Here is a 23,313-nt window from a genome sequence, read left to right as displayed (position 1 = left end):
GCACTGGTATAACGCAGTGCGTGCGGCAAAAAGCAATGACGCGAAGCCATGAAAACCATTGATTTTACCAGATAAACCGGAAAAACGCCTGATTCGTCACGGGCTTACGTTTATATGGGACACATCCGAGGCGGCAACGCAGTTCACGCGCCGCCTGCAGGCGATCAACGCCCCTGGCGACCCCGTCCACCACCCACGACGCCCAGACGGGATTCGTGGGCAGACGCGCCGCGCGGCTGCCAATCGTCACCGCGGGTCGACCCTTCGCCACGCGACGAACCGCCGCGAGGCGTGCGCGGCTTGCCGCCAGCGCCCGGCCCCTTGTTGCCCGCCGCGCGCGGACCTTCCGCCTTGCCGGCGCCGCGTCCGCCCGAGGCCGATTTGCCGCCACGACCAGGATTCGCGCCGCGCGGGCCCGAAGGCTTGCCGCCCGCCGGCTTGCCGCCGGAAGGCTTGCCGCCAGCAGGACGACGACCCGCGCCTGCCGGCGCTTCCGCCACAGCACCTGGCGCCACATTGCCCGAAACCGCATTTCCGGCTTGGCCGTTGGCGGCGGCGCGCTGGCCACGCGGCTTGGCGCCGGGCCTGCCACCAGGCTTGCCGGGCGGCTTGCCCCGCGAACCCGCCGGCTTGCCACCCTTGCGATTGCCCAGACCGCCGCCCTCGCCGCTCAACGGATGGCCGTTGGCATAGCCGCCGGCAATCATCAGACCGGTGCCGAAGGGGTCGGACGGACACGCGGCAGCCTGCCCCGCGCTGCCCAGGCCACCGCCCTGAAGCTTGCCGCGGCGACCGATGCGAGCGCCGTTCATGCCATTGCGATCCATCGTGCCGAACCCCGGCGGCAACGCACTGTCGTGCGATTGCGGTTGCTTCGAGCGGCGGCGGTTGCCGGCGGAATCGTCGTCTTCGCGCAACAGGCCCAACTGGACCATCAGCGCGGTAACCAAAGATGCGTCCAGCTCGTCCCAACGGCCGCGACGCAACGTGCGCGGCAGAACCACATCGCCGAAGCGCGTGCGGATCAGCCGGCTGACGGTGACGCCAACCGCTTCGAACATGCGACGGACTTCCCGGTTGCGCCCTTCCTGCAGCGTGACGCGATACCAGCGGTTGCTGCCGTCCCCACCCAGATAGTCCAGCGCGCCGAATGCGGCCAGGCCGTCTTCGAGCTCGATGCCGTCGACCAGCGATTGGCGCTGGGCCTCGTCCATTTCTCCCAGGACCCGGACGGCGTATTCGCGTTCCGTGCCGTAGCGCGGATGCATGATCCGGTTGGCCATGTCGCCCGAGGTCGTGAAGATCAGCAGGCCCTCGGTGTTCAGGTCCAGGCGGCCAACCGACAGCCACTTGCCGGTGCGCAGCTTGGGCAGGCGCGCGAAGACGCTGGCGCGGCCGCCCGGATCGTCGTGGCTGACGATTTCGCCGGCCGGCTTGTGATACAGGATCACGCGCGGGGGCTTCTTGGTGTTTGCCCGCATGATGGGCTTGCCATTGACGCGCACCTGGTCATTGGGACCCACACGCTGTCCGATGTGGGCAGGCTCGCCATTGACCGACACCCGGCCCGCGACGATCAGTTCTTCCATCTCGCGGCGCGAGCCGATCCCGGCATCGGCCAGCACCTTGTGCAGCTTGGGCATGACGGCTTCGCTGTTCAGGTACTTGCCCAGCCGCTGCTCCATGCGGTCCGCCGTGTCCAGGTACGCCAGCGCCTGCTCGGCTTCCTGCTCGCCGCCGCGGGACTCCGCGGACTCGGCGGGGGCAGCCGCCTCGGCAGGCTGACCCTCGGCCGCCGGCGCCTGCTCAGCCGCGGCATCGCCGCGGCGACGGCGAAACGGCGTCCTCAACTTGCGGCCGCCCCGGCCGCGGGCGCCGGCTTCGCCTTCGGCAGCCGGTTCACGGGAGGCGGCGGATTCCGGCTGGCCACCATTGGCGGCGTCATCCGAACGGGGGGTGTCGTCCTGCATTGCTGTATTCGTTGTCACTGGGACAGCTCCGAATTTCAAACTTGGGTAGGCCTGCCGGGGGCAGGCACGTCATCATCTGGGGAAGCCGAATCCCGTCCAGACCCGGACCGCTCGGGGTCCGCCTCTTCCGATTCCACGCGTGCGGAATCGGGGTCGGGCTGTACGGCCTGACCAAGACCGTGAACGGGCTCATGCCCGGCAGCGCCTGGCGCCACGGTATCGGTCTTGTCAATCGGGTCGGTCGGTTCCGCGTGTTTTGCGTTCTCGACGCTTTCCTTTGCAGCACCGGCCTCGGAGGCATCGGCGGCCATATCGGAAGTGTCGCTGCCAGCCCTGTCATCGGGAAAACCGGACGAGGGCGGCGTATCGGACAAGCCTTCGGCTTGCTCCCGGACGGTGAATTCGTCTGCGGGATCCGCGCCTTCTTCTGAGCGCGAAAGCTGGGATTCTACGCTATCAGCCGCAGCTATGGGGGTATCGTCTTCCGAAACAGACAATTCCGCAACCGGAATATTCCGTTCTTCGCCGGCGCCGGCTTCCGTGTCCAACGCATTTTCGGCCTCGGACGTGGGCTGCTGATCCGTTTCGGCGTCGCCCGGCGCGGCGGCCTGATCGGCGGACGCCGGCTCTTCGCCCCCTTCCTGGCCATCGGCGACGGCCTCGCCTTCCGCCGATTCAGGGCTCTCGCCCAATACCTGCTGCACCTCACCGAGATCCAGACCCGCGAGCGCGGCTGCCGCGTGGGCAGTTTCCAGCGGCGGCAATTCGTCCAGCGCCCGCAATCCAAGATCATCCAGGAACTGGCGCGTCGTGCCGAACAGCGCGGGACGTCCCGGCGCATCGCGATGGCCGATCACCTCGATCCAGCCGCGATCCTCGAGCGCCTTCACGATCTGCGACGAAACCGTCACACCGCGGATGTCCTCGATGTCGCCCCGCGTCACCGGCTGGCGCCAGGCCACGATCGCCAGCGTTTCCATGACGGCGCGGGAATATTTGGGAGGCTTTTCCGGGCTCAGGCGCTCCAGATAGCGCTGCATGCTCGGGCGGCTCTGGAAACGCCACCCGGACGCCAGCTGCACAAGCTCCAGCCCGCCATCGGCCCAGTTGCCCTGCAGGGTCTCCAGCAGCGACCGCACGGTGCTGGTGTCGAATTGTTCATCATCTCCGAAGAGCTTGCGCATATCGGAAATCTGCATCGGCTGCACCGCGCACAGCAGCGCGGTTTCCAGCACGAGTATTGCCTCGCTATCGTTCATCGACATTCAAATTCAAAAAGGGGCTAACTTGCGCTAGGTTGAAAATAGGGTTAATATTCTTTTCTCAGACGCGGGGTGGAGCAGTCTGGCAGCTCGTCGGGCTCATAACCCGAAGGTCGTAGGTTCAAATCCTGCCCCCGCAACCAAATTTGATGAAGGCCTGGCGAATGCGCCGGGCCTTTTTCATTTGTGCCGGCAAAGTTGCGCTGACAACGCTGGACTGATAACGCGGCAGATCGGCACGCAGGGCGACACGCGCGCCCACAGGCATACCCACAGGCATACCCACAGGCATACCCACACGCGCACCCAAACCCGCCCGGACCGCCTTAAAAGCAGTCCCGCAACAGAGAATGTTGGCTTGCGTAGTTATCACTCGTTTCCTGTTTTACCGCCGTGCCCGCACCCGGGCATGGCCATGCATCCAAGGCGGATTGCCTGACGCCACATGCGCCGCAGCGCACGCCGTGAGCAAACCCTGGAAAAGCCGGCGCCAATCGTGCTGGCGCGAATCGCCAATAATGGCTACGGAATGCGCGGGAACCTCCAGCGCCAATCCTTCCGCGGAAATTGATAGCAAAGACTAGAATCGACAGGCATCGGCCACTGCGGAACGGCGGACAAAGCGCCACTCCAAGACCGATATGCCTCCCCTTGCACGCGCGGATATCAGTTCCGCCCGCTACCCGGCCGCTTGGCCGAGCCTTACGATTGTTAGGTATTTTCTAAGGTCTGATGCTAACGGACTTTGGCGCGCCGAAAAAACCCTGCCAGGGAAGCACCCCCCGGCGTGACGCGCCAAATATGCCGAAACAGCTGCCAAACGAAACAGCTGCCAAATTATACCGCCATAAATATCGCCCTCAAGCCGCAAAACGACAGGGCGCAGCACGACCGATCAGGCCTGCCCCTGGTCCCACGGCGTCGACCCAAGCCGCTCCACCAGAAAATCCAGCATCGACCGCAAGATCAGCGGCATCTGGCGGCGCGAGGCGTACACGCCATAAATGCCCAGTTCCTGCGGTTTGCATTGCGACAGGATGACCTGCAGCCGGCCCGAGGCAACAAGATCCGCCGCGTAATACGTGGGCAGCATGGCGATGCCTGCGCCCTGCACTGCCGCGCTCGCCAGCACCGAGACCTCATTGGCGCTGATGCTGCCGCTGACCGGCACATCGACCGGCTCCCCATTGCGCTCGAAACGCCAGAGGCTCTTGCCGAAATACGAATGGGTCAGGCAGTTGCGCAGGGACAAATCTTCTATGCGAGCCGGCACGCCCTCGCGCGCAAGGTAATCGGGCGAGGCGCAAACCACAGAGCGGCACACCGCCAGCTTGCGTGCGATCAGATTGGGGTCGAGGTCATTGGTGATGCGCACCGCGAGATCGACCCGCTCCTCGACCAGATTGACCGCGCGCTCGAGCAGCATCAGGTCCACGGACGTGCCGGGATGCAGCTTCACGTAATCCGTGACGGCGCCCGCCAGATGCCTGGCGCCGAACGACATGCTGGTCGTGATGCGCAACAGGCCGCGCGGCGCATCTTCCGGCGTGGACACCGCATTGTGCAGGTCGCCCACCATGTCCAGCATCTGCCTGCAGCGAGGCAAGGTCTCGGCGCCGGCCGGCGTGAGGCTCAGGCGTCGGGTGGTGCGATGCAGCAACCGCACGCCGACCCACTGCTCCATCTCGGCAAGGTAGCGCGACACCATGGCGCGCGACATGTCCAGATGAACCGCGGCAGCCGACAGGCTGCCGCGATCGGCAACCTCGACAAACACCTGCATGGCTTTAAGACGGTCCATGATTGTCTCGATTCGTGCATCAGACCGTACCGGTTATACCGTATTTCCGTGCGGCATCAGCAACGGAATATCGACCAATGAAACCGGGTCCTTCCGCGCACGGGAGATCAGCCGGGAGATTGACCCAGCGCTTCGAGCACCGCACCGCGCACCAGCTCGGCATCCACGCCGCGCAAGATGTACACCAGGCGCGACACGCGGCCATCGTCGGGCCACTGGACCAGGGGCCGCAGCGGGTAGAGTTCACCATGCACGCCATGCACCTCGCAGGGCAGCGCCTCGCCCTCGAAGCACACCAGCCCCTTCATCCTCAGCACGGCCTGCCCGAAGCGTTCGTGGATGCGCGCAACGCCGGCCAGAAACGCCGCCCGACCAGGTGGCGGAGACAACACAAGAGAAAAGCTCTTCACGTCCGCATGCAGACCCGACGACCGCATGGAAAATACCTGCAGCCAGTTGGCCGAGGCCACCCCATCGCGCCTGGCCTGCGCATCAGGCCATTCCTTCAGCACGTCGGCCAGCGGCTGGTCCATTCGCTGCACGCAGCGCAGCGCGCCAGGATTGATGGCGGCAACAGCCTGCTGCGCAAGCCGCAACTGCGATGCCTCGGCCAGATCGGACTTGCTGAACACCACCGTATCGGCCAGCGCAAGCTGGCGGGCGGCCTCGGGTTGCGTGTCCACCTGCTCCGCGCCATGCAGGGCCGACACCACAACGATCGCCCCGCGGTAGGCATACCGCTCCGCCAGGAAACGGTCATGCTTCAATGTAAACAGGATGGGAGCCGGGTCCGCGAGGCCGCTGGTTTCGATCAGCACATGCCGAAAGGGCTTGATCTTGCGGCCGACGGCCAGCATGAACAGCTCGCGCAGCGCATTGACCACCGATCCGCTGACGACGCAGCAGAGGCAACCGCCCTCGACCAGCACGACGCTGTCAGGCGCCAGCCGCACCAGGTGGTGATCGACCCCCGCCTCGCCATACTCATTCACGATGACGACGGAGTCGGCATAGACGGGCTCGCGCAGCAGCCGGTTGAGGAGCGACGTTTTGCCGCTGCCCAGGAAACCGGAGATCACCGTGACGCCGATGCGCTTATCTTCCAGCTTGTCGCCTTCCAGTTTGCCACCCGTGAGCTTGGCGTCTTCCATGTCGATCAATCCCATGATCGCGCCCGCCAACACAGGCGCTGCCGGCGGCACACCCCGCCAAACCAGGCGAAAACCAAAAGGGCCACTCACTTGCGTGAGTGGCCCTGAAATTCTTTGGCTCCCCGAGCTGGGCTCGAACCAGCGACCTGCGGATTAACAGTCCGTCGCTCTACCGACTGAGCTATCGGGGAACTGCCAAGACCAAAATTATGAACTAAAAATTCGGCAGATGCAAATCGCGTTTTTTTCCAGAAATTTTGCACGCCCTGTTCCCCTTTGCCGAAAAACTCTGATATGATCTCGGTCTTTCCAGATCGGGCCCTAAAAAGCAGCGGACTGGAAAAAACAAAGATGTTTTGCTTGCAGCTTTCCGGCCTGGTCCTGAAACAAAAGCAAATGGTCTTGCCGGCATAGCTCAGTTGGTAGAGCAGCGCATTCGTAATGCGAAGGTCGTAGGTTCGACTCCTATTGCCGGCACCAATTCCAAAAAGCAGCCCTTCGGGCTGCTTTTTTCATTTCGGCCGCATTCTCAGGCCGAACTTCTCAGGCCGAACCGGCCTTCCCACATTAAGCAAACTGCGGCAAGCAAACCGCAGCAAGGGAACTCGGGCCGACCGCCGCGCATCCAATCTGCTGGACCACCCAAGCGGAAACCACACAATGCGCATTCTCCTCGTAGAAGACGACGCCATGATCGGCGAAAGCGTGTTGGACTGCCTGCGCGCGGAGCACTACGCCGTCGATTGGGTCAAGGACGGCAGCGCGGCGGAACTTGCGCTGCGCACCGACCCCTACGACCTCGTCCTGCTGGACCTCGGCCTGCCCAAGCGCGACGGCCTCACGCTGCTGCGCGACCTGCGCACGCGCAAGGACCGCACGCCGGTGCTGATCGCCACCGCGCGAGACGCCGTCAGCGACCGCATTGCCGGCCTGGACGCGGGCGCGGACGACTACATCGTCAAACCCTATGACATGGACGAACTGCTGGCGCGCATGCGCGCCCTGATCCGCCGCAGCGCGGGACGCGCCGAACCGGTGTTCGAACACGAAGGCATCACCATCGACCCCCAGTCCCATGCCGCCATGGTGGACGGCGCCCCCGTGGCCCTGACCGCCCGCGAATGGGCCGTGCTGGAACCGTTGATCGCGCGGCCGGGCATGATTTTTTCGCGCGCCCAGCTCGAAGAAAAACTCTACAGCTGGAAGGACAGCATCAGCAGCAACGCGGTTGAGGTATATATTCATGGCCTGCGCAAGAAACTGGGTCAGAACCTGATCCAGAACGTCAGAGGCGTCGGCTATGTCATCCCCAAAACATGAGCATTCCGCTTAGCTATTCGCTGAGAGCCAGACTGCTTTTCTTCCTGCTGGCCGCCATCGCGGTCGGCGCGCTGGTGCAAGGCGCGATCGCCTACCGCAGCACCCTGGCGCAGGCTGACGACATCTTCGACTCCCTGCTGCAGCGCACCGCCCTGTCGCTGGGCACCGGCGACGGCCTGCTCAGCACGGGCCCGACTCACGCCCGCGGCGCAGGCTCGCCGGTCGCCGACGACCTGATCATCCAGATCTGGACGCCCGACGGACTGCGCGTCTTCAATTCCCGTTCGCGCCTTCCCCTGCCCAGCCAGATCGTGCTGGGGTTTTCCGACGCCAGGCTGGAAGGCGTGACGTACCGCGTCTATTCGCTGGCCACCCCTTTCCAGGTGATCCAGGTGGCGCAGGACATGGGAGTGCGCAAGAACATGGCGCGCGCGCTGGCGCTGCGCACCGTGGCGCCCATCGCGGCGGCGGCGCCGCTGCTGATGCTGATCATCTGGTGCGTCGTCAGCTGGTCGCTGCGGCCCGTCAAGCGTGCGCGCGCCCAGGTGGCCGCGCGCCAGCCCGAGGACCTGTCTCCCGTCAGCGTGCGTGGGCTGCCCGACGAAATACGCCCCCTGGTCCAGGAACTGAACCTGCTGCTCGAGCGCATGCGCGGCGCATTCGCCCAACAGAAACAGTTCGTCGGCGACGCGGCCCACGAACTGCGCTCCCCGCTGGCGGCCCTGCGCCTGCAGATGCAGGCGCTGCAGCGCGCGCCAGACGCCGAAACGCGCCAGGTGGCGGAACAGCGGCTGGCCGCGGGCATCGACCGCGCCACGCGCCTGGTCGAGCAACTGCTGTCCATGGCCCGCCATGAAGGCGCCGACGAGCAGGCGCCGCCCGTGCCGGTCGACCTGGCCGACGTGTTGCGCCAGGCGGTGTCGGAGACCCTGACGCAGGCCAACGCCAAATCGCTCGCCATCGAACTGGACGGCGAGTCCGAAGCCCTTGTGCCGGGCAATCGGGACTCGCTGGTCCTGATGGTGCGCAACCTGCTCGAAAACGCCATCAAGCACGCGCCCGCTGACAGCCGCATCGGCCTGCGCCTTGAACGCGACGGCCAGCGGACCTCGCTGCTCATCGACGATGAAGGTCCCGGCATCGCCCCGGAAGAACGCGAACGCGTGTTCGACCGGTTCTATCGCGTGCCGGGCAACACCCAGCACGGCAGCGGGCTGGGGCTGGCGATCGCCCGCGCCATCGCCGACCGCCACGGCGCGGCCATCACGCTGCAGGACACGCCGGCGGGCCACGGCCTGCGGGCCCGCGTGGATTTCCCTGCTTAAGATTCCCCTAAGTGTCAGGCCCGAAGATAGCGCCATGTCCCTAAACATGTACGCAGGAGCCGACATGAAGACCACGCAAATGAAACCCTCGCGCCTTGTCCTGGCGCTGCTGGCCGCCGGCGCCATTGGCGGCGCGGGCGCAACCGCCCTGACCGGCACCGTGTCGATGGCGGCCGACGCCCCGACCGCCGCGTCCACCCCGGCGATCAGCACTTCCACCCCGCCCAACTTCGCGCAGATCACGCGCGACTTCGGCCCGGCCGTCGTCAACATCAGTGTGAGCGGCACGCGCAAGGTATCGGCCGACGACGGCGACGACCCCTTCGCGCAATTCTTCGGCCAGATTCCCGGCGGACGCGGCCGTGCGCCGGCGCGTGAAGTGCCGATGCGCGGCGAAGGCTCCGGCTTCATCGTCAGCCAGGACGGCATCATTCTGACCAATGCGCACGTGGTCCAGGACGCCAAGGAAGTCACCGTGAAGATGACCGACCGCCGCGAATACAAGGCCAAGGTGCTGGGCGCCGACCCGCAGACCGACGTCGCCGTCATCAAGATCGAGGCGAAGAACCTGCCGGTGGTGAAGGTGGGCGACGTGAACCGGCTGCAGGTGGGCGAATGGGTCCTGGCCATTGGTTCGCCCTACGGCCTTGAGAACACCGCCACCGCCGGCATCGTCAGCGCAAAGGGCCGTTCGCTGCCCGACGACACGTCGGTTCCGTTCATCCAGACCGACGTGGCGGTCAACCCCGGCAATTCCGGCGGACCGCTGTTCAACGACCGCGGCGAGGTCGTGGGCATCAATTCCCAGATCTACAGCCGCACGGGCGGATTCCAGGGCCTGTCGTTCTCGATCCCCATCGACCTGGCCTACAAGATCAAGGACCAGATCGTCGAGCACGGCAAGGTGCAGCACGCAAGGCTGGGCGTGACAGTGCAGGAAGTGAACCAGGACCTGGCCAACTCCTTCAAGCTGGATTCGCCGTCGGGCGCGCTGGTGTCCAGCGTCGAAAAGGGCAGCGCGGCTGAAAAGGCCGGCCTGCAGCCCGGCGACGTGGTCCGCAAGATCGACGGCAAGACCATCGTGTCTTCCGGAGACCTGGCATCGACCATCACGATGGCCGCCCCCGGCGAGAAGATCAAGCTGGACGTCTGGCGCAGCGGCGCGCAGAAGGAACTGGTGGCCACCCTGGGCGGCGCGCCCAAGGACAAGACGCAGGCTTCGGCGGACGGCCAGGAAGTGCAGCGCGGCCAGCTTGGCCTGGCGCTGCGCCCGCTGAGCCCGCAGGAGCAGCAGGCGTCGGGTTCCGAAGGCCTGCTGATCGAACGGTCGATCGGCCCCTCCGCCAAGGCCGGCATTCAGCCGGGAGACGTGCTGCTGTCGCTCAATGGCGTGCCGGTGCACAACATCGGGCAGGTCAAGGAAGAACTGTCCAAGGCCGGCAAGACGGTCGCCCTGCTGGTGCAGCGCGGAGAGGACAAGATCTTCGTGCCGGTGCAGGTCGGCTAAGCCGACCCTGGCATCACTCCGCGTCGGGCTGGTTGCCCGGCGCGGCCGCTTCAAACGCCGGCAAAGCGCGGCAAGCCGCGTCGATGCGCACCACGTTGGGCATGGCCGAGAGGTCGCATTCGAAACGCTGGGCGTTGGCCACCTGAGGCACCAGGCACAGGTCGGCGATCGTAGGCGTGTCGCCGTGGCAGAAACGGCCCGTGGCGCTGGAACGCGTCAACTGCGTTTCCAGCGCTTCCAGCCCCTGATGCACCCAATGCTTGTACCAGGCGGTCTTGGCGGCCTCGTCCACGCCCAGCGTGTGCTTCAGATACTTCAGCACGCGCAGGTTGTTCAGCGGATGGGTATCGCAGGCGATGCCCAGCGCCAGGTCGCGCACGCGGGCCCGACCGATGGCATCGGACGGCAGCAGCGGCACATCGGGATGGGTTTCTTCCAGATACTCGATGATGGCCAGCGATTGGCCGATGACGGCATCGCCGTCGACCAGCGTCGGCACCAGCGCGGTCGGATTCATCTTGCGATAGTCGGCGGACAGCTGCTGCCCCCCGTCCTTCAGCAAATGCACAGGCAGATACTCGTACGGCAGGCCCTTCAGGTTCAGGGCGATGCGCACGCGATACGCGGCCGAGCTGCGGAAGTAGCTGTACAGCTGCATGAAGTCTCCTTGGTGTTTTTATGGCGCCGCCCTTTCGGGGCGGCGCTTGTTCATTCCAGCGATTCCGTCTTGGCCGCCTTGCGGGACAGGCCCTTGGGCAGCGGGAACGCGACATTTTCTTCCAGGCCAGGCATCTTGCGCACCGAGACGGCGCCCAGCTCCTTGACGCGCTCGATGACCTGCTGCACCAGGATCTCGGGCGCCGAGGCGCCCGCCGTCACGCCGATGCGCTTGCGGTCGACCAGCCACGCGGGATCGATGGACTGCGCGCCGTCGATCAGGTAGGAAGCCACGCCCTTGCGTTCGGCGACTTCGCGCAGACGGTTGGAGTTGGAGCTGTTGGGGCTGCCCACGACCAGCACCAGGTCGCATTCCGGCGCCATCACCTTGACCGCGTCCTGGCGGTTCTGGGTGGCATAGCAGATGTCGCTCTTCTTGGGCTCGGCAATGCTGGGAAAACGCGCCTTGAGCGCCTGCGACACGGCAGCCGCGTCATCCACGGACAGCGTCGTCTGCGTGACGTAGGCGAGGCTCTCGGGATCGGAGACCTCCAGGCCGGCCACATCTTCAACCGTTTCGACGAGGTACATGCCGCCCTGCGCCTGGCCGAGGGTGCCTTCGACCTCGGGATGGCCCTTGTGGCCGATCATGATGATCTCGCGGCCCGCGGCACGCATGCGCGCGACCTCGATATGGACCTTGGTGACCAGGGGGCAAGTGGCGTCGAATACCTGCAGGCCGCGCGCTTGGGCTTCGGCGCGCACCGCCTTGGACACGCCGTGCGCCGAGAAGACCACGATGGACCCGGCGGGCGCGTCGTCCAGTTCATCGATGAAGATCGCGCCCTTTGCGCGCAGGTCTTCCACGACGTAGCGGTTGTGGACGATCTCGTGGCGCACGTAAATGGGCGCGCCATGCAGCTCGATCGCGCGCTCGACGATATCGATGGCGCGATCCACACCCGCACAGAAACCGCGCGGCTGCGCCAGCAGGACTTCGGCGTCGGAGGCGGTTACAGCCTGGCTCATCAAAGCACTCCCAGCAGCGCCACGTCGACCTGAAGGCTGATGCCCGCCAGGGGGTGGTTGAAATCGAACAGGGCGGACTCGTCGTTGATTTCCTTGAGGACGCCCGAATACCGCCCGCCGTTGGGCGCGGTGAATTCAACCAGATCGCCCGGCTCGAACGTGGCGTCCGCGCCGGCGTGCTCGGCGAGCATCGCGCGCGTCACGCGCTGGATGAGTTCGGGATTGCGATCGCCGTAGGCGTCGGCCGGCGCCACGATGACGCTGAACTTGTCGCCCTCGGCGCGGCCGATCAAGGCCGCCTCCAGGCCGGGCGCCCACTGGCCGCTGCCCATTTGCAGCGTGCCGGGCCGGCCGTCGAAGGTGTTGGTGAACACCGAACCCTCGCCCGGCCCGGAAGCCAGCGTGATCCGGTAGTGCAGCGTCAGGTAGGAATCCGGACGGACCAAAACGTTCACTTCATTAGAGGCGATGCTCAAGATCTGCCACCGTATGGAAATTAGGAAAACCCTTATTTTAGAGCCTCTTATGAAATTGTCCGCCCGGCTGTCCAAACAAGAGCGTCCCCGAGAACGCCTGATGCGCCACGGAGCCGGCTCGATCCAGGACGCGGAGTTGCTCGCCATCGCCCTGCGCACGGGTATTCCGGGCCTGAACGTGGTGGACCTGTGCCGCAAGCTCCTGGACCGCTTTGGCGGCTTGCGCGGCCTTTTGGGAGCCTCCCCCGAGGAACTGATGACGGTCGCCGGGCTGGGAGCCGCCAAGGCCTGCACCCTGGCCGCCCTGCTGGAGCTGTCCCGCCGGGCCCTCGAGGAAGACCTGGTCCGCAACAGCCCGATGAACCATCCGGCCCAGGTAAAACAATATTGCAAGGCGGCCCTGGCGCATCGGCAGGTGGAACACTGCATCGCGCTCTATCTGGACAACCAGCTGCGCCTGATCGCCACCGGGGAACTGGCCCGCGGCACCCTGTCGCAGGCGGCCGTCTATCCCCGGGAGGTCGTGCGCGAGGCCCTGCGCCACCACGCCGCCGCCCTGATCGTGGCCCACAACCACCCTTCCGGGCTGGCGGCGCCCAGCGCCGCCGACCACGGCTTCACCCGGCACCTGAAGGAAGCCCTGGCGCTGGTGGACGTCAAGCTGGTGGATCATCTGATCGTGGCCGGCGGAACCGTGGTGTCCCTGGCAGAATTGGGCTGCCTGTGACCCCGATCCACCCCGGAATTCGTTAGACTACCGCCCGATATTGCTTTAGGCTTCACCTAATCCCGGCCTTCGCGCCCCGCGCCCCTTTTGCGCCCGCCCTCTTTTGCGCCCGACATGAAACGCCTGTGGGATATTTCCCCGCCCGTCTCCACGGCCTCGCCAGTTTTTCCTGGCGATACGCCCTACCGCCAGCAATGGAAGTGGTCGCTCGCGCCCGGCTGTCCGGTCAATGTCAGCGAAATCACGCTTTCCCCGCACATCGGCGCGCACGCGGACGCCCCCTTGCACTACCAGAACGGGGCAGCCGCCATCGGGGCGGTCTCCCTGGAACCGTTCCTCGGCCCCTGCCGCGTCATCCATGCCATCGATTGCGGCCCGCTGATCACCCCTGACCATCTGGCCCATGCGTCCCTGAACCTGCCGCCGCGCGTGCTGGTGCGCACCGCCAAGCATGCGGCGCAGGACTGGTGGACCGACGACTTCTCCGCCTACGCCCCCCAGACGATCGAATGGCTGGCCGAACGCGGCGTCATGCTGATCGGACTGGATACCGCCAGCATCGACCCCGCGTCCAGCAAGACCCTGGACAGCCACCACACGATCTTGCGGCGCGACATGCGGGTACTGGAGAACCTGGTGCTCGACGATGTGCCGGAAGGCGATTACGAGTTGATCGCACTGCCGTTGGCGCTGGTCCAGGCTGATGCCAGCCCGGTTCGCGCTGTGTTGCGCGAGCTGTAGGCTGATTCGCCGGCTCCGGAGCGGTCGACAGGACCCGACCGCTCCGCTTTGAGAACCAAGACCATGCAAACCCTATTCGCGCCCCACTGGCGCGCCCTCCCCGCATCCGCCCGCCGAGCCGCCCCTCCTTGCCAGGGAGACCGCGCATGAGCCAGAACGAACGCTCCGAAGACATCGTCCGCCAGGAAAAAGCGCAACTGGACTTCACGCGCGACATGACCTACGGCGACTACCTGCACCTGGACGAAGTGCTGGGCGCCCAGCATCCGCTGTCGCCCGAGCATAACGAAATGCTCTTCATCATCCAGCACCAGACCAGCGAACTCTGGATGAAGCTGATGCTCCACGAACTGCGGGCAGCGATCGCCAGCGTGGCGGCCGACCGCCTGCAGCCCGCCTTCAAGATGCTGGCCCGCGTCAGCAAGATCATGGAACAGCTGGTCCACGCCTGGGACGTGCTGGCGACCATGACGCCGCCCGAATACTCCGCGCTGCGGCCCTATCTGGCCCGTTCGAGCGGATTCCAGAGCTACCAGTACCGCCAGATCGAATTCCTGCTGGGCAACAAGAACGCCGCCATGCTCAAGCCGCATGCGCATCGGGCGGACCTGCTGGCCCAGGTGCAAAGCGCCTACGAGGCGCCCTCGCTCTATGACGAGGCATTGCGGCTGCTGGCCCGCCACGGCCTGGACGTGCCCGCCGACCACCTGGAACGCGACTGGACGCAACCCTACCAGTCGTCGGCCGCCGTCGAGGCCGCCTGGCTTACGGTCTATCGGGATACGGACAAGTACTGGGCCCTGTACCAACTGGGCGAAAAGCTGACGGACCTGGAAGATGCGTTCCGCTTGTGGCGGTTTCGCCACGTCACGACGGTCGAACGGGTCATCGGCTTCAAGCGCGGCACGGGCGGCACGTCGGGCGTGGATTACCTGCGGCGCATGCTGGAGGTCGTGCTGTTCCCGGAAATCTGGAAGCTGCGCACGGACCTGTGAGCGCGCGGCCGATGCCGTCCCCTTTAAACACCCCAAGTTCCGGCAGGATTGCGGTCCTGTTTCCTGCTGGCCTGCCAAAAATTCCCATGCTAGAATTTGGGGTTACTTTTTGGATACGTGGCTGGAGCCGCCCCGTGGGTGTTCGCCGGATTTTCTGGGTGAGCAGCCGGGCGCGAGAAGCTTTTAGCTTCCGATTGCACCAACGCCAGCTGGCGACCCTAACAACCTGAGAAAGACTCGGAAGAGTCTAGGAAAGCACCATGAAAGAAGGCATTCACCCCGAATACCGCGAAGTCGTCTTCGCCGACCTGCAAACGGGCAACAAGTTCATCACCCGTTCGACCGTGCAAACGCGCGAAAACATCGAGCTCGATGGCAAGACGTACCCGCTCTTCAAGTGCGACGTGACCTCCGAATCGCACCCGTTCTACACTGGCGCGCAGACCCGCATCGTCGAAACCGGCCGCGTGGAAAAGTTCCGCGCCCGCTTCGCCCGCACGGCTGGCACGGTCAAGTCCGCTTCCTGATCCTGTCGCTCCTGCGGGAGTCACAGCAAAAAGGCAGCCTTCGGGCTGCTTTTTTTTCCCTCCTTGGCAGTTGAATCCGCTGCACAGGACTGGCGCAATCAGATCAGTCGGTTACATTAACGCCCGTGTCCCCACTTTCAATTTCCACTCCGGCCCGACTGACGTCGGTGGCCACCGCAAAACTGCCCCGCCTCATCCTGCTGGGCTTGGCCCTGGCCTATATCGTGGCCGGGCTGTTCATGCGCGACCCGTGGAAAACCGACGACGCCGTCGGCCTGGCGACCATGATCACCGCCATCCGCGAAGGCGGCCTCACGTGGCTGCTGCCGCAGGTGGGACACCTGGCCCATGCCGAGGAAGGCCCCCTGATCACGTGGGTAGGCGCAATCAGCATCTGGCTGTTCGGCCCCTTCATCGGCGACATCACCGCCGGACGTCTGCCCAACCTGTTGTGGTTCGGCATCACGGCAGCGAGCGTCTGGTACGGCACCTACCTGCTGGGCCGCCGTACCGAAGCCCAGCCGCTGGCGCTGCCGTTCGGTGGCGAGCCCGAACCGCGCGACTACGGCCGCATGCTGGCCGACGCGGCACTGCTGCTGCTGCTGGCCACGGTCGGCATTCTGCAGCGCACCCATGAAACCACGGTCGTGCCCGCCATAATGGCGTGCCAGGCGCTGGCCTTCTATTCGCTGGCCCGCACCGTGGACCGCCCCGTCACGGGCTCCACCACCCTGGGCATCGCGCTCGCCGCCAGCTTTCTGACGCGCGGCTGGGTCGGCGCGCTGCCGATCATGATCGGCGCTGTCCTTGCCTTCTACCCCCGCAGCCAGCTCTGGAAGTGCAAGCGCTGGCTGGTCTGGGCCGCGGTGCTGGCGACCGCGCTGATCCTGGCCTGGTGGATTCCCGCCTCGCAAGGCAGCGAGTACTGGATCCGGAACTGGAAGACCTGGAATCTGTCTTCCTTCGCCATGCCCAGCTGGCACGACGCTGGGCGCACCCTGCGCGACCTTCCCTGGTACCTGTGGCCGACCTGGCCGCTGGCGCTGCTGGCCATCTGGCGTTGGCGCGCATGGATCTACGCGCCGCACATCTGGCTGCCCCTGATGCTGCTGGTTTGCTCGGCGCTGATCCTGTTCGTCCTGGACGAAGCCTCCGATTCCGAATTCGTGCTGCTGGCGGTGCCCTGCGCCGTGCTGGGCGCGTTCTCGCTGCCCACCTTGCGCCGCGGCGTCGTGAATACGCTGGACTGGTTCGCCGTCATGTGCTTTTCGCTGACTGCCGCCACGGCCTGGCTCGGGTGGGTGGCCCTGCACTTCCATTGGCCCGCCCAGATTTCCCGCAATATCGGCCGTCAGACCACCGGCTACGAACCCGTCATCTCGTGGGTGGCGTTTGCCCTGGCGGTGATCTTCACCCTGGCGTGGATCGGATTGGTGGTGTGGCGACTGCGGGTGCGCCCGCAAGCGCTGTGGCGCGGCACCGTGCTGTCGGCCAGCGGGCTGACCGTCACCTGGATCCTGCTGGTCCTGCTGTGGCAACCCGCGGTGGACTATGCCCGCAGCTATCGCGTCGTGTCGGGCCAATTGGCCCAGGCGCTCGAGCAGCACGCGCGCCCGGGCGAATGCGTGCGGGGCCTGGGCCTGGGCAGCGGCCAGCGCGCGTCGTTCCTGATCTTCAATAATCTGTCGTTCACGTTCGACTCCCGCTGCACGCTGGTGCTGCAGCAGACCAACAACCAGAGCCTGCGCGACGGCACCGCCGCCTACAGCGAGGGCGCCGACGTCCTCTGGCAGGGCGGCCGACGCGCCGACCGTTCCGAAGTCTTCCGGCTGCTACGGACCGGCGCCAGGCGATGACTCCCCTGTCCGCGGCGCCGATGACCTTCGGCGCCACCCTGCGCGGCATCGCCAAGCAGGCTTGGCCCGTCTTGATCAGCCAATGGGCCGGCATCTCGTTCGGGGTGCTGGACACCGCCATGACGGGCCACTCCAGCCCCGACGACCTGGCGGCGATGGCCCTGTCCGCATCGATATACATCACCATCTTCGTAGGCCTGATGGGGGTCGTGCATGCGCTGATCCCCATCCTGGCGCAGCAGTTCGGCGCGGGCAACAATCGTGAAGTCGGCAAAAGCTGGGGCCAGGGCGTGTGGCTGGCGCTGGGCCTGTCGGTCGTCGGCGCCGTGCTTATGCTGTTTCCGGACATGTGGCTGTCGATGTCGGGCGAAGTCGCCCCCGGCGTGCGCGACCGGATCGCAACCTATCTGCAGGCGCTGGTGCTCGCCCTGCCCGCCGCGCTGGTGTTCCGCACCATCTACGCGCTCGGCACCGCCGTGTCGCGGCCCAAGCTGGTCATGGCCATCAACCTGTCGATCATCGGCTTCAAGGCGCTGTTCAACTGGATCTTCATCTACGGCAAGCTGGGGCTGCCCGCGATGGGTGCGGCCGGCGCCGGGCTGGCGACCGCCGTGGTGTCCTGGATGAGCCTGGGACTGGGCCTGTGGGTGATCACGCACGACCGCTATTACCGCCGCTTTCACCTGCGGGTCGGCAAGCCGGACTGGAAGGCGCTGAAGGAACTGCTGCGCCTGGGCGTCCCCATGGGCGGATCGTATCTGGTGGAAGTGTCGGCGTTCACGTTCATGGCGCTGCTGGTGGCGCGCGAGGGCACCTTCGTGACCGGCGGCCACCAGATCATGTCCAACCTTGCCGCCCTTTGCTACATGATGCCGATGGCGCTGGGCGTCGCCACCGCCGCGCTGACGGCGCAAGCCATCGGCGCCGGAAACCTTGCGCATGCGCACCGCACCGGCATGGCGGGACTTGCCCTGGGCCTGATGGGCGCGCTGCTGACGGCCGCGGTGCTGCTCGCCGGCCGGCCCCTCATCCTGGCGGCGTACACCGATGACGCCGCGGTGGCCGCCGTCGCGACAACGCTGCTTGCGGTGCTGCCGCTGTTCCACCTGTTCGACTCGATGCAATGCATCAACTCTTACCTGCTGCGCGCCTACAAGGTGGCGGTGGTGCCCCTGCTGCTGCAGATGGTGGCGCTTGCCGGCGTGGGTCTGGTCGGCGGCTGGTGGTTCGGCTTCGGCCCGGGCCGTGGCGGCCTGGACGGCCTGCGCAACCTGCTGGTGCCCGGTTCGCCCGAGGGCGCCGGCAGCATGTGGCTGATGGCCATGTTCGGCCTGGCCCTGTCCGCCGCCCTGCTGCACTTCTGGTATCGGCGCATCGTGCGCGCCGTGGCCCGCTAGGGGCCAGCTGCCGGAAGGCGTCTGCAGCCTTCCGCGGGCGGAGGCAAGCACGCGTACCGCCCCCCCCTGGTCAAGAATAAAGAATGGCTGTCCCGAGGTGTCCGCCCCAAGGCGGGGCAGCCCCTCGGGGCAGCAAGCACGCGTAGCGTGGGCCGCGTGGGGACCTTCCTCTTATCTGGGACGCTTGTCGATCACGCGGCGCGCCTTGCCAGTCAGCGTGCGTTCGACGTGTCCGGCGTCCGACACCTGGATGCGGGCGCTCACGCCGATGTGCGTCTTGACCGCGTGCTGCAGCTGCTTGCCCAGGTTTGCGCGTTCCGCGTCCGACAGGCCCGAGAACTCGGCGCGGACTTCGGTCAGGATCTCGAGCTCGTCCATGTTGCCCGTGCGGGACAGCACCAGCTGGTAATGCGGCGCCAGCTGCGCGATCTTCAGGACCAGTTCTTCCACCTGCGTGGGGAACATGTTCACGCCGCGCACGATCAGCATGTCGTCGCTGCGGCCGGTGATCTTGCCGATGCGCCGCATGCTGCGCGAGGTCGGCGGCAAGAGGCGGGTCAGGTCGCGCGTGCGGTAGCGAATGATGGGCATCGCTTCCTTGGTGAGCGACGTGAACACCAGTTCGCCCGCTTCGCCCTCCGCGACGGGCTCGCCCGTGTCCGGGTTGATGATCTCGGCGTAGAAGTGGTCTTCCCACACCACGGGACCGTCCTTGGTCTCCACGCATTCGCTCGCCACGCCCGGCCCCATGACTTCGGAAAGGCCATAGATGTCCACTGCATCGATGCCGGCTTCGGTTTCGATGTCGGCCCGCATCTGGCCCGTCCACGGCTCGGCGCCGAAGATGCCGATGCGCAGCGAACTTTGACGCGGATCAATACCCTGGCGGCGCTGCTCCTCCAGAATATTGCAGAAGTAGGAAGGCGTGACCATGATGATGTCCGGACGGAAATCATTGATGAGCTGCACCTGCTTTTCCGTCTGTCCGCCCGACATCGGAATGACCGTGCAACCCAGGCGTTCCGCACCGTAATGCGCGCCCAGGCCGCCCGTGAACAGGCCATAGCCGTAGGCCACGTGCACCGTATCGCCGGGCTTGCCGCCCGCCGCGCGGATCGATCGCGCCACCAGGTTGGCCCAGTTGTCCAGGTCGCCCTTGGTGTAGCCCACCACCGTCGGCTTGCCGGTGGTGCCGCTGGACGCGTGGATGCGCGACACCTGGTCGCGCGGCACGGCGAACATGCCGAAAGGATAGTTTTCGCGCAGTTCCTTCTTGGTGGTGAACGGGAACTTCGAAATATCGGACAACTGCTTCAGGTCGTCCGGATGCACGCCCATTTCGTCGAACGCCTTCTTGTAGTGCGGGACGTTTTCGTAGGCGTGCTTGAGCGACCACTTCAGGCGCTCAAGCTGCAGGGCCCGCAGCTCGTCCTGGCTGGCATGCTCGATGGGATCCAGTCCCGGCTTGCTCATGGTGTTGGGCATGATGATGTCTCTCCTGAAATTCTCTACGCCCCGGCTCGGACCGCGCCGCGATGTTCAGCGCGCGGCCCGGCCGGCGGCCTTCTCTTTGGTTGGGCTATGCGGTCAAGCGTCCGCCGGCGCTCCGACAATCTGGCCCTTGATGCGGTAGGAACGGCCTCTGAACAAGGCCACGTTGCGGCCGTCCTGGTTGGTGACGGTGACGTCGTACACGCCCGTGCGACCGGCCAACGACCGTTCCTGGGCCACGGCGGTCAGCATGTCGCCTTCAAAGCCGGGAGCCAGGTAGTCGATGGTGCATCCGGACGCCACGGTGCTGACGTTGCGCGAATTGCAGGAAAACGCGAAGGCGCTGTCGGCCAGGGCGAAAATGAAACCGCCGTGGCAGGTCTTGTGGCCGTTCAGCATGTCGGGGCGCACCCGCATGGTCAGGCGCGCATAGCCAGGCGCCATTTCCTCGACCTTCATGTCCAGGCCCTGCGTGGCCGCATCGCCGGCATACATGACCGAGCCCACGGCCTGCGCCAGTTCCTGCGGATCGGTCGGCGCTTCAACGGGGGGAACGTGCACGCTCATCATTGCCCCTTGAATTGCGGTTCACGCTTGCCCAGGAAGGCCGCGACACCTTCGGCGTAGTCCGCGCTGCGACCCAGCTCGCGCATCATGTCGCGTTCCAGGTCGAGCTGCGTGGACAGGTCGTTGCCCAGGCTGGCCTGCAGCGCGCGCTTCGTGAAGGCCAGGCCCTTGGTGGGCGCCGCCGCGAAATGCCGGGCCAGGCGCTCGAGCGTGGCGTCGAATTCCTCGTCGGCCACGCATTGCCAGATCAGCCCCCACTCCTGCGCCTGCTCGGCGCTGAGCTTGTCGCCCAGCAGGGCCAGGCCCATGGCGCGGGCGCGGCCCACCAGGCGCGGCAGCGCGAAGGTGCCGCCGGTGTCGGGAATCAGGCCCAGGCGGCAGAACGACTGGATGAAACTGGCCGACGCCTTGGCGATGACGATATCGCCGGCGAACGCCAGATTGGCGCCCGCGCCCGCGGCCACGCCGTTCACGCCCACCACGACCGGCATGGGCAAGGCGTTCAGGCGACGCACCAGCGGTGCATAGAACTTGTCGACGGTCTCGCCCAGATCGGGCGGCGTGCCGTCCGCGGCGGGCTTGCGTTCGCTCAGATCCTGGCCGGCGCAAAACCCGCGTCCCGCGCCGGTCAGCACCAGCACGCGCGCGCCTTCGGTTTCGATGCGCGTGAGCGCATCGGCAACTTCAGCATGCATGTTGGCCGTGAAGCTGTTCAGCTTGTCCGGGCGATTCAGCGTCAGGCGCGCAATGCCGCCGGACAGGTCGAATTGAATATCCAGATAGCTCATGTATGGTCGCCCAGCTTAGATGTGACGGCGGGTTTGCACCACGCGGAAGCGGTTCGAGACAAACGCCGTGTCGGACAGCGCCGCGTTGGCGGCCGGGTTGGCGCCGGTGCCATGGAAATCGCTGAACGCGGCAGTCTGGTTGACGAATACCGCGCCGGTCAGGTTGAACGAGAGCGACACGCCCGAGACTTCGGCGGCATCCTGCACCTGCTCGGCCACGCGGTCGTCGGTCGTGTAGGCCGACAGGGACAGGGCGCCATGCTTGATGACGCTGTCGCGCGCGAGCTGGATGCTGTGGGTGGTGGAATCGGTGGCCACGACGAACGCGATGGGACCGAACCATTCCTGGCCAAGGGCGGCATTGCCGGCTTCGGTGCGCAGCAGCAGCGGCGTGCGCACGCGCGCGTTCTCGAACTGCGGATGGGTCAGCGCCTTGCTGTCCGCCACCACCGGCAAGCCCAGGGCGCGCGCTTTTTCAATGCGTTCGACGATGCCTTCGTTCTGGATGGCGCCGGTCAGCTCGACGGCCTTGGCGGCATCCGCGCCGACCTTTTCCAGCGCCACGCCCAGCGCGGCGGCGACGTCGTCGAAGCTGACCCGGCCCTCGGGGGTGTTGATGCCGTCGCGCGGCACGTAGATGTTCTGCGGGGCGGTGCACATCTGGCCCGAATACAGGGCCAGCGAGAACGCCAGGTTGCGGGCCACGCCCTTCAGGTCGGAGGTGGAATCGATGATGACCTGGTTCACGCCGGCCTTCTCGGTGTAGACCTGGGCCTGGCGGGCGTTGTTTTCAAGCCAGTCGCCGTTGGCGGTGCTGCCGGTGAAGTCGACGATCTTGACGGCCGGATCCAGCGCCAGCTTCTGCGCGGTGTCGTCGCCGGCCTCGTGCGCGGCCAGCTGCACCACGTCGGGGTCGAACCCCGCTTCCTGCAGGACTTCGCGCGCCACCTTCACGGTGATGGCCAGCGGCAGGATCGCGCCCGGATGCGGCTTGACGATGACCGTGTTGCCGGTCGCCAGGCTGGCGAAGAGGCCCGGATAGCCATTCCAGGTCGGGAAGGTGGAGCAGCCGATCACCAGCGCCACGCCGCGCGGCACGACGGTGAACTGCTTTTCCATGCGGATCGGGTCGTTCTTGCCCTGCGGCTTTTCCCAGACCGCCACGCCGGGGATGCGCGACATTTCCTGCCAGGCGTAGGTCACGGCCTCGAAGCCGCGGTCCTGCGCGTGCGGGCCGCCCGCCTGGAAGGCCATCATGAAGCCCTGGCCGGTGGTGTGCTGGACCGCATAGGCGATCTCGAAGCTGAGCTTGTTCAGGCGAGCCAGGATTTCCAGCGACACGCCCACCCAGGCGCGGGGGCCGGCGCGGCGCCAGTCTTCCAGCGCGCGCTTGGCGGCGGAAATCAGCTTGTCGGTCGGAACGCGCGGATAGGTGATGCCCAGGTCGAAACCGTAGGGCGACTTCTCGCCGCCCACGACGCCGTCGGCGTCGTGCAGGTTCAACGGGAAGGGCTTGCCCTTGAGCGCCTCGAAAGCGGCGCGGCCATCGTCGTTGGCGGTTTCGCCATAGTTGCGCGGGCTGGGCGACTCGGCAAACGGGCTCCAGTAGCCGCGCAGCGCGGCGGCTGCCAGGGATTGTTCCAGCAGGGGCTGGTGACGTTCGAAGAATTTCTGGGACACGCTCGTCTCTCCAATAAGATTTGAATTCTTGCCTGGCGCGGGTTGG

General features: G+C 66.0%; 20 protein-coding genes and 3 tRNA genes. 11 read left to right on the top strand and 12 right to left on the bottom strand.

Going from position 1 to position 23,313, the window contains the following annotated elements:
- Positions 1 to 164: 164 nt before the first annotated feature.
- Both rluB and scpB read right to left on the bottom strand, forming a co-directional pair.
- Complete coding sequence (rluB, locus tag ABE485_RS20990; RefSeq protein WP_346517196.1) at positions 165 to 1,970, bottom strand: 23S rRNA pseudouridine(2605) synthase RluB; 1,806 nt, start codon at positions 1,968 to 1,970, stop codon at positions 165 to 167.
- A gap of 35 nt (positions 1,971 to 2,005) precedes the next feature.
- Entirely contained in the window at positions 2,006 to 3,235 is a 1,230-nt protein-coding gene (gene scpB / locus ABE485_RS20985; RefSeq protein WP_430795452.1) for an SMC-Scp complex subunit ScpB, read from the bottom strand.
- Between the two features lie 63 nt (positions 3,236 to 3,298).
- On the opposite strand from scpB, the gene ABE485_RS20980 reads away from it, so the two are divergent.
- Positions 3,299 to 3,375, top strand: a tRNA-Met gene (locus ABE485_RS20980).
- Between the two features lie 752 nt (positions 3,376 to 4,127).
- Here ABE485_RS20980 and ABE485_RS20975 read toward each other — a convergent pair.
- The 3 genes from ABE485_RS20975 to ABE485_RS20965 form a co-directional block, all read right to left on the bottom strand.
- Positions 4,128 to 5,033: a LysR family transcriptional regulator gene (locus tag ABE485_RS20975; protein WP_346517195.1), complete on the bottom strand. Its 906-nt coding sequence runs from the start codon at positions 5,031 to 5,033 to the stop codon at positions 4,128 to 4,130.
- Positions 5,034 to 5,140: 107 nt separating this feature from the next.
- A complete protein-coding gene (locus tag ABE485_RS20970; protein ID WP_346517200.1) occupies positions 5,141 to 6,184 on the bottom strand; it encodes a CobW family GTP-binding protein in 1,044 nt (347 codons plus the stop codon).
- A 115-nt stretch (positions 6,185 to 6,299) separates the two neighbouring features.
- A tRNA-Asn gene (locus ABE485_RS20965) sits at positions 6,300 to 6,375 on the bottom strand.
- A 213-nt stretch (positions 6,376 to 6,588) separates the two neighbouring features.
- Between ABE485_RS20965 and ABE485_RS20960 the strand changes: the two genes are divergently transcribed.
- From ABE485_RS20960 to ABE485_RS20945, 4 genes are all read left to right on the top strand, one after another.
- Positions 6,589 to 6,664, top strand: a tRNA-Thr gene (locus ABE485_RS20960).
- Positions 6,665 to 6,844: 180 nt separating this feature from the next.
- Complete coding sequence (locus tag ABE485_RS20955) at positions 6,845 to 7,504, top strand: response regulator (RefSeq protein ID WP_346517194.1); 660 nt, start codon at positions 6,845 to 6,847, stop codon at positions 7,502 to 7,504.
- Complete coding sequence (locus ABE485_RS20950; protein ID WP_346517193.1) at positions 7,501 to 8,829, top strand: sensor histidine kinase; 1,329 nt, start codon at positions 7,501 to 7,503, stop codon at positions 8,827 to 8,829. Before ABE485_RS20955 ends, ABE485_RS20950 begins: the two co-directional genes overlap by 4 nt.
- A gap of 64 nt (positions 8,830 to 8,893) precedes the next feature.
- Positions 8,894 to 10,336 (top strand): DegQ family serine endoprotease, encoded by a 1,443-nt coding sequence (locus ABE485_RS20945; protein WP_346517192.1) that lies wholly within the window; start codon positions 8,894 to 8,896, stop codon positions 10,334 to 10,336.
- A 13-nt stretch (positions 10,337 to 10,349) separates the two neighbouring features.
- Here ABE485_RS20945 and maiA read toward each other — a convergent pair whose 3' ends face one another.
- Genes maiA through ABE485_RS20930 form a run of 3 tightly spaced genes read right to left on the bottom strand, consistent with a single transcriptional unit; the run spans position 10,350 to position 12,498 of the window.
- The gene (gene maiA, locus ABE485_RS20940; RefSeq protein WP_346517191.1) at positions 10,350 to 10,994 is read right to left on the bottom strand and encodes a maleylacetoacetate isomerase; all 645 of its coding nucleotides are present in this window, start codon (positions 10,992 to 10,994) and stop codon (positions 10,350 to 10,352) included.
- A 50-nt stretch (positions 10,995 to 11,044) separates the two neighbouring features.
- The gene (gene ispH / locus ABE485_RS20935) at positions 11,045 to 12,022 is read right to left on the bottom strand and encodes a 4-hydroxy-3-methylbut-2-enyl diphosphate reductase (RefSeq protein ID WP_346517190.1); all 978 of its coding nucleotides are present in this window, start codon (positions 12,020 to 12,022) and stop codon (positions 11,045 to 11,047) included.
- On the bottom strand, positions 12,022 to 12,498 hold the full coding sequence (locus tag ABE485_RS20930; protein WP_346517189.1) for an FKBP-type peptidyl-prolyl cis-trans isomerase: 477 nt from the start codon (positions 12,496 to 12,498) through the stop codon (positions 12,022 to 12,024). The genes ispH and ABE485_RS20930 overlap by 1 nt, the downstream gene beginning before the upstream one ends.
- Before the next feature lie 49 nt (positions 12,499 to 12,547).
- On the opposite strand from ABE485_RS20930, the gene radC reads away from it, so the two are divergent.
- The 6 genes from radC (at position 12,548) to ABE485_RS20900 (ending at position 18,741) form a co-directional block, all read left to right on the top strand.
- Positions 12,548 to 13,225 carry a RadC family protein gene (gene radC / locus ABE485_RS20925; RefSeq protein WP_346517188.1) on the top strand — a complete coding sequence of 226 codons (678 nt, stop codon included), beginning with the start codon at positions 12,548 to 12,550 and terminating at the stop codon, positions 13,223 to 13,225.
- A 114-nt stretch (positions 13,226 to 13,339) separates the two neighbouring features.
- Positions 13,340 to 13,966, top strand: coding sequence for an arylformamidase (gene kynB / locus ABE485_RS20920; protein ID WP_346517187.1), 627 nt, complete (start codon positions 13,340 to 13,342; stop codon positions 13,964 to 13,966).
- Positions 13,967 to 14,112: 146 nt separating this feature from the next.
- Entirely contained in the window at positions 14,113 to 14,961 is an 849-nt protein-coding gene (gene kynA / locus ABE485_RS20915; RefSeq protein WP_346517186.1) for a tryptophan 2,3-dioxygenase, read from the top strand.
- 260 nt (positions 14,962 to 15,221) lie between these two features.
- A complete protein-coding gene (locus tag ABE485_RS20910; RefSeq protein ID WP_346517185.1) occupies positions 15,222 to 15,488 on the top strand; it encodes a type B 50S ribosomal protein L31 in 267 nt (88 codons plus the stop codon).
- A gap of 125 nt (positions 15,489 to 15,613) precedes the next feature.
- Positions 15,614 to 17,344: an ArnT family glycosyltransferase gene (locus ABE485_RS20905; protein WP_346517184.1), complete on the top strand. Its 1,731-nt coding sequence runs from the start codon at positions 15,614 to 15,616 to the stop codon at positions 17,342 to 17,344.
- On the top strand, positions 17,341 to 18,741 hold the full coding sequence (locus ABE485_RS20900; protein ID WP_346517183.1) for an MATE family efflux transporter: 1,401 nt from the start codon (positions 17,341 to 17,343) through the stop codon (positions 18,739 to 18,741). Before ABE485_RS20905 ends, ABE485_RS20900 begins: the two co-directional genes overlap by 4 nt.
- A gap of 171 nt (positions 18,742 to 18,912) precedes the next feature.
- On the opposite strand, the gene paaK is transcribed toward ABE485_RS20900, so the two are convergent.
- From paaK to paaN, 4 genes are all read right to left on the bottom strand, one after another.
- A complete protein-coding gene (paaK, locus tag ABE485_RS20895; RefSeq protein WP_346517182.1) occupies positions 18,913 to 20,226 on the bottom strand; it encodes a phenylacetate--CoA ligase PaaK in 1,314 nt (437 codons plus the stop codon).
- A 102-nt stretch (positions 20,227 to 20,328) separates the two neighbouring features.
- Positions 20,329 to 20,799, bottom strand: a complete 471-nt coding sequence (paaI, locus tag ABE485_RS20890; RefSeq protein WP_346517181.1) for a hydroxyphenylacetyl-CoA thioesterase PaaI — start codon at positions 20,797 to 20,799, stop codon at positions 20,329 to 20,331.
- Positions 20,799 to 21,587 (bottom strand): 2-(1,2-epoxy-1,2-dihydrophenyl)acetyl-CoA isomerase PaaG, encoded by a 789-nt coding sequence (paaG, locus tag ABE485_RS20885; protein WP_346517180.1) that lies wholly within the window; start codon positions 21,585 to 21,587, stop codon positions 20,799 to 20,801. Before paaG ends, paaI begins: the two co-directional genes overlap by 1 nt.
- A 15-nt stretch (positions 21,588 to 21,602) precedes the next feature.
- Positions 21,603 to 23,267, bottom strand: coding sequence for a phenylacetic acid degradation protein PaaN (paaN, locus tag ABE485_RS20880; protein ID WP_346517179.1), 1,665 nt, complete (start codon positions 23,265 to 23,267; stop codon positions 21,603 to 21,605).
- Positions 23,268 to 23,313: the final 46 nt, after the last annotated feature.

This window comes from Achromobacter spanius (genome assembly GCF_039673305.1).
Lineage (GTDB): Bacteria > Pseudomonadota > Gammaproteobacteria > Burkholderiales > Burkholderiaceae_B > Achromobacter > Achromobacter spanius_F.
Note: the sequence above shows the minus strand (reverse complement) of the source record. Positions and strands in the feature narration are given on the sequence as shown.

Coding starts and splice junctions, on each gene's coding strand:
- ABE485_RS20945 (WP_346517192.1), top strand. CDS start 8,894: ATGAAGACCACGCAAATGAAACCCTCGCGCCTTGTCCTGGCGCTGCTG.
- kynB (WP_346517187.1), top strand. CDS start 13,340: ATGAAACGCCTGTGGGATATTTCCCCGCCCGTCTCCACGGCCTCGCCA.
- kynA (WP_346517186.1), top strand. CDS start 14,113: ATGAGCCAGAACGAACGCTCCGAAGACATCGTCCGCCAGGAAAAAGCG.
- paaG (WP_346517180.1), bottom strand. CDS start 21,587: ATGAGCTATCTGGATATTCAATTCGACCTGTCCGGCGGCATTGCGCGC.
- ABE485_RS20975 (WP_346517195.1), bottom strand. CDS start 5,033: ATGGACCGTCTTAAAGCCATGCAGGTGTTTGTCGAGGTTGCCGATCGC.
- ispH (WP_346517190.1), bottom strand. CDS start 12,022: ATGAGCCAGGCTGTAACCGCCTCCGACGCCGAAGTCCTGCTGGCGCAG.
- paaK (WP_346517182.1), bottom strand. CDS start 20,226: ATGCCCAACACCATGAGCAAGCCGGGACTGGATCCCATCGAGCATGCC.
- ABE485_RS20950 (WP_346517193.1), top strand. CDS start 7,501: ATGAGCATTCCGCTTAGCTATTCGCTGAGAGCCAGACTGCTTTTCTTC.
- radC (WP_346517188.1), top strand. CDS start 12,548: ATGAAATTGTCCGCCCGGCTGTCCAAACAAGAGCGTCCCCGAGAACGC.
- paaI (WP_346517181.1), bottom strand. CDS start 20,799: ATGAGCGTGCACGTTCCCCCCGTTGAAGCGCCGACCGATCCGCAGGAA.
- ABE485_RS20910 (WP_346517185.1), top strand. CDS start 15,222: ATGAAAGAAGGCATTCACCCCGAATACCGCGAAGTCGTCTTCGCCGAC.
- scpB (WP_430795452.1), bottom strand. CDS start 3,235: ATGTCGATGAACGATAGCGAGGCAATACTCGTGCTGGAAACCGCGCTG.
- ABE485_RS20955 (WP_346517194.1), top strand. CDS start 6,845: ATGCGCATTCTCCTCGTAGAAGACGACGCCATGATCGGCGAAAGCGTG.
- ABE485_RS20900 (WP_346517183.1), top strand. CDS start 17,341: ATGACTCCCCTGTCCGCGGCGCCGATGACCTTCGGCGCCACCCTGCGC.
- maiA (WP_346517191.1), bottom strand. CDS start 10,994: ATGCAGCTGTACAGCTACTTCCGCAGCTCGGCCGCGTATCGCGTGCGC.
- rluB (WP_346517196.1), bottom strand. CDS start 1,970: ATGCAGGACGACACCCCCCGTTCGGATGACGCCGCCAATGGTGGCCAG.
- ABE485_RS20970 (WP_346517200.1), bottom strand. CDS start 6,184: ATGGAAGACGCCAAGCTCACGGGTGGCAAACTGGAAGGCGACAAGCTG.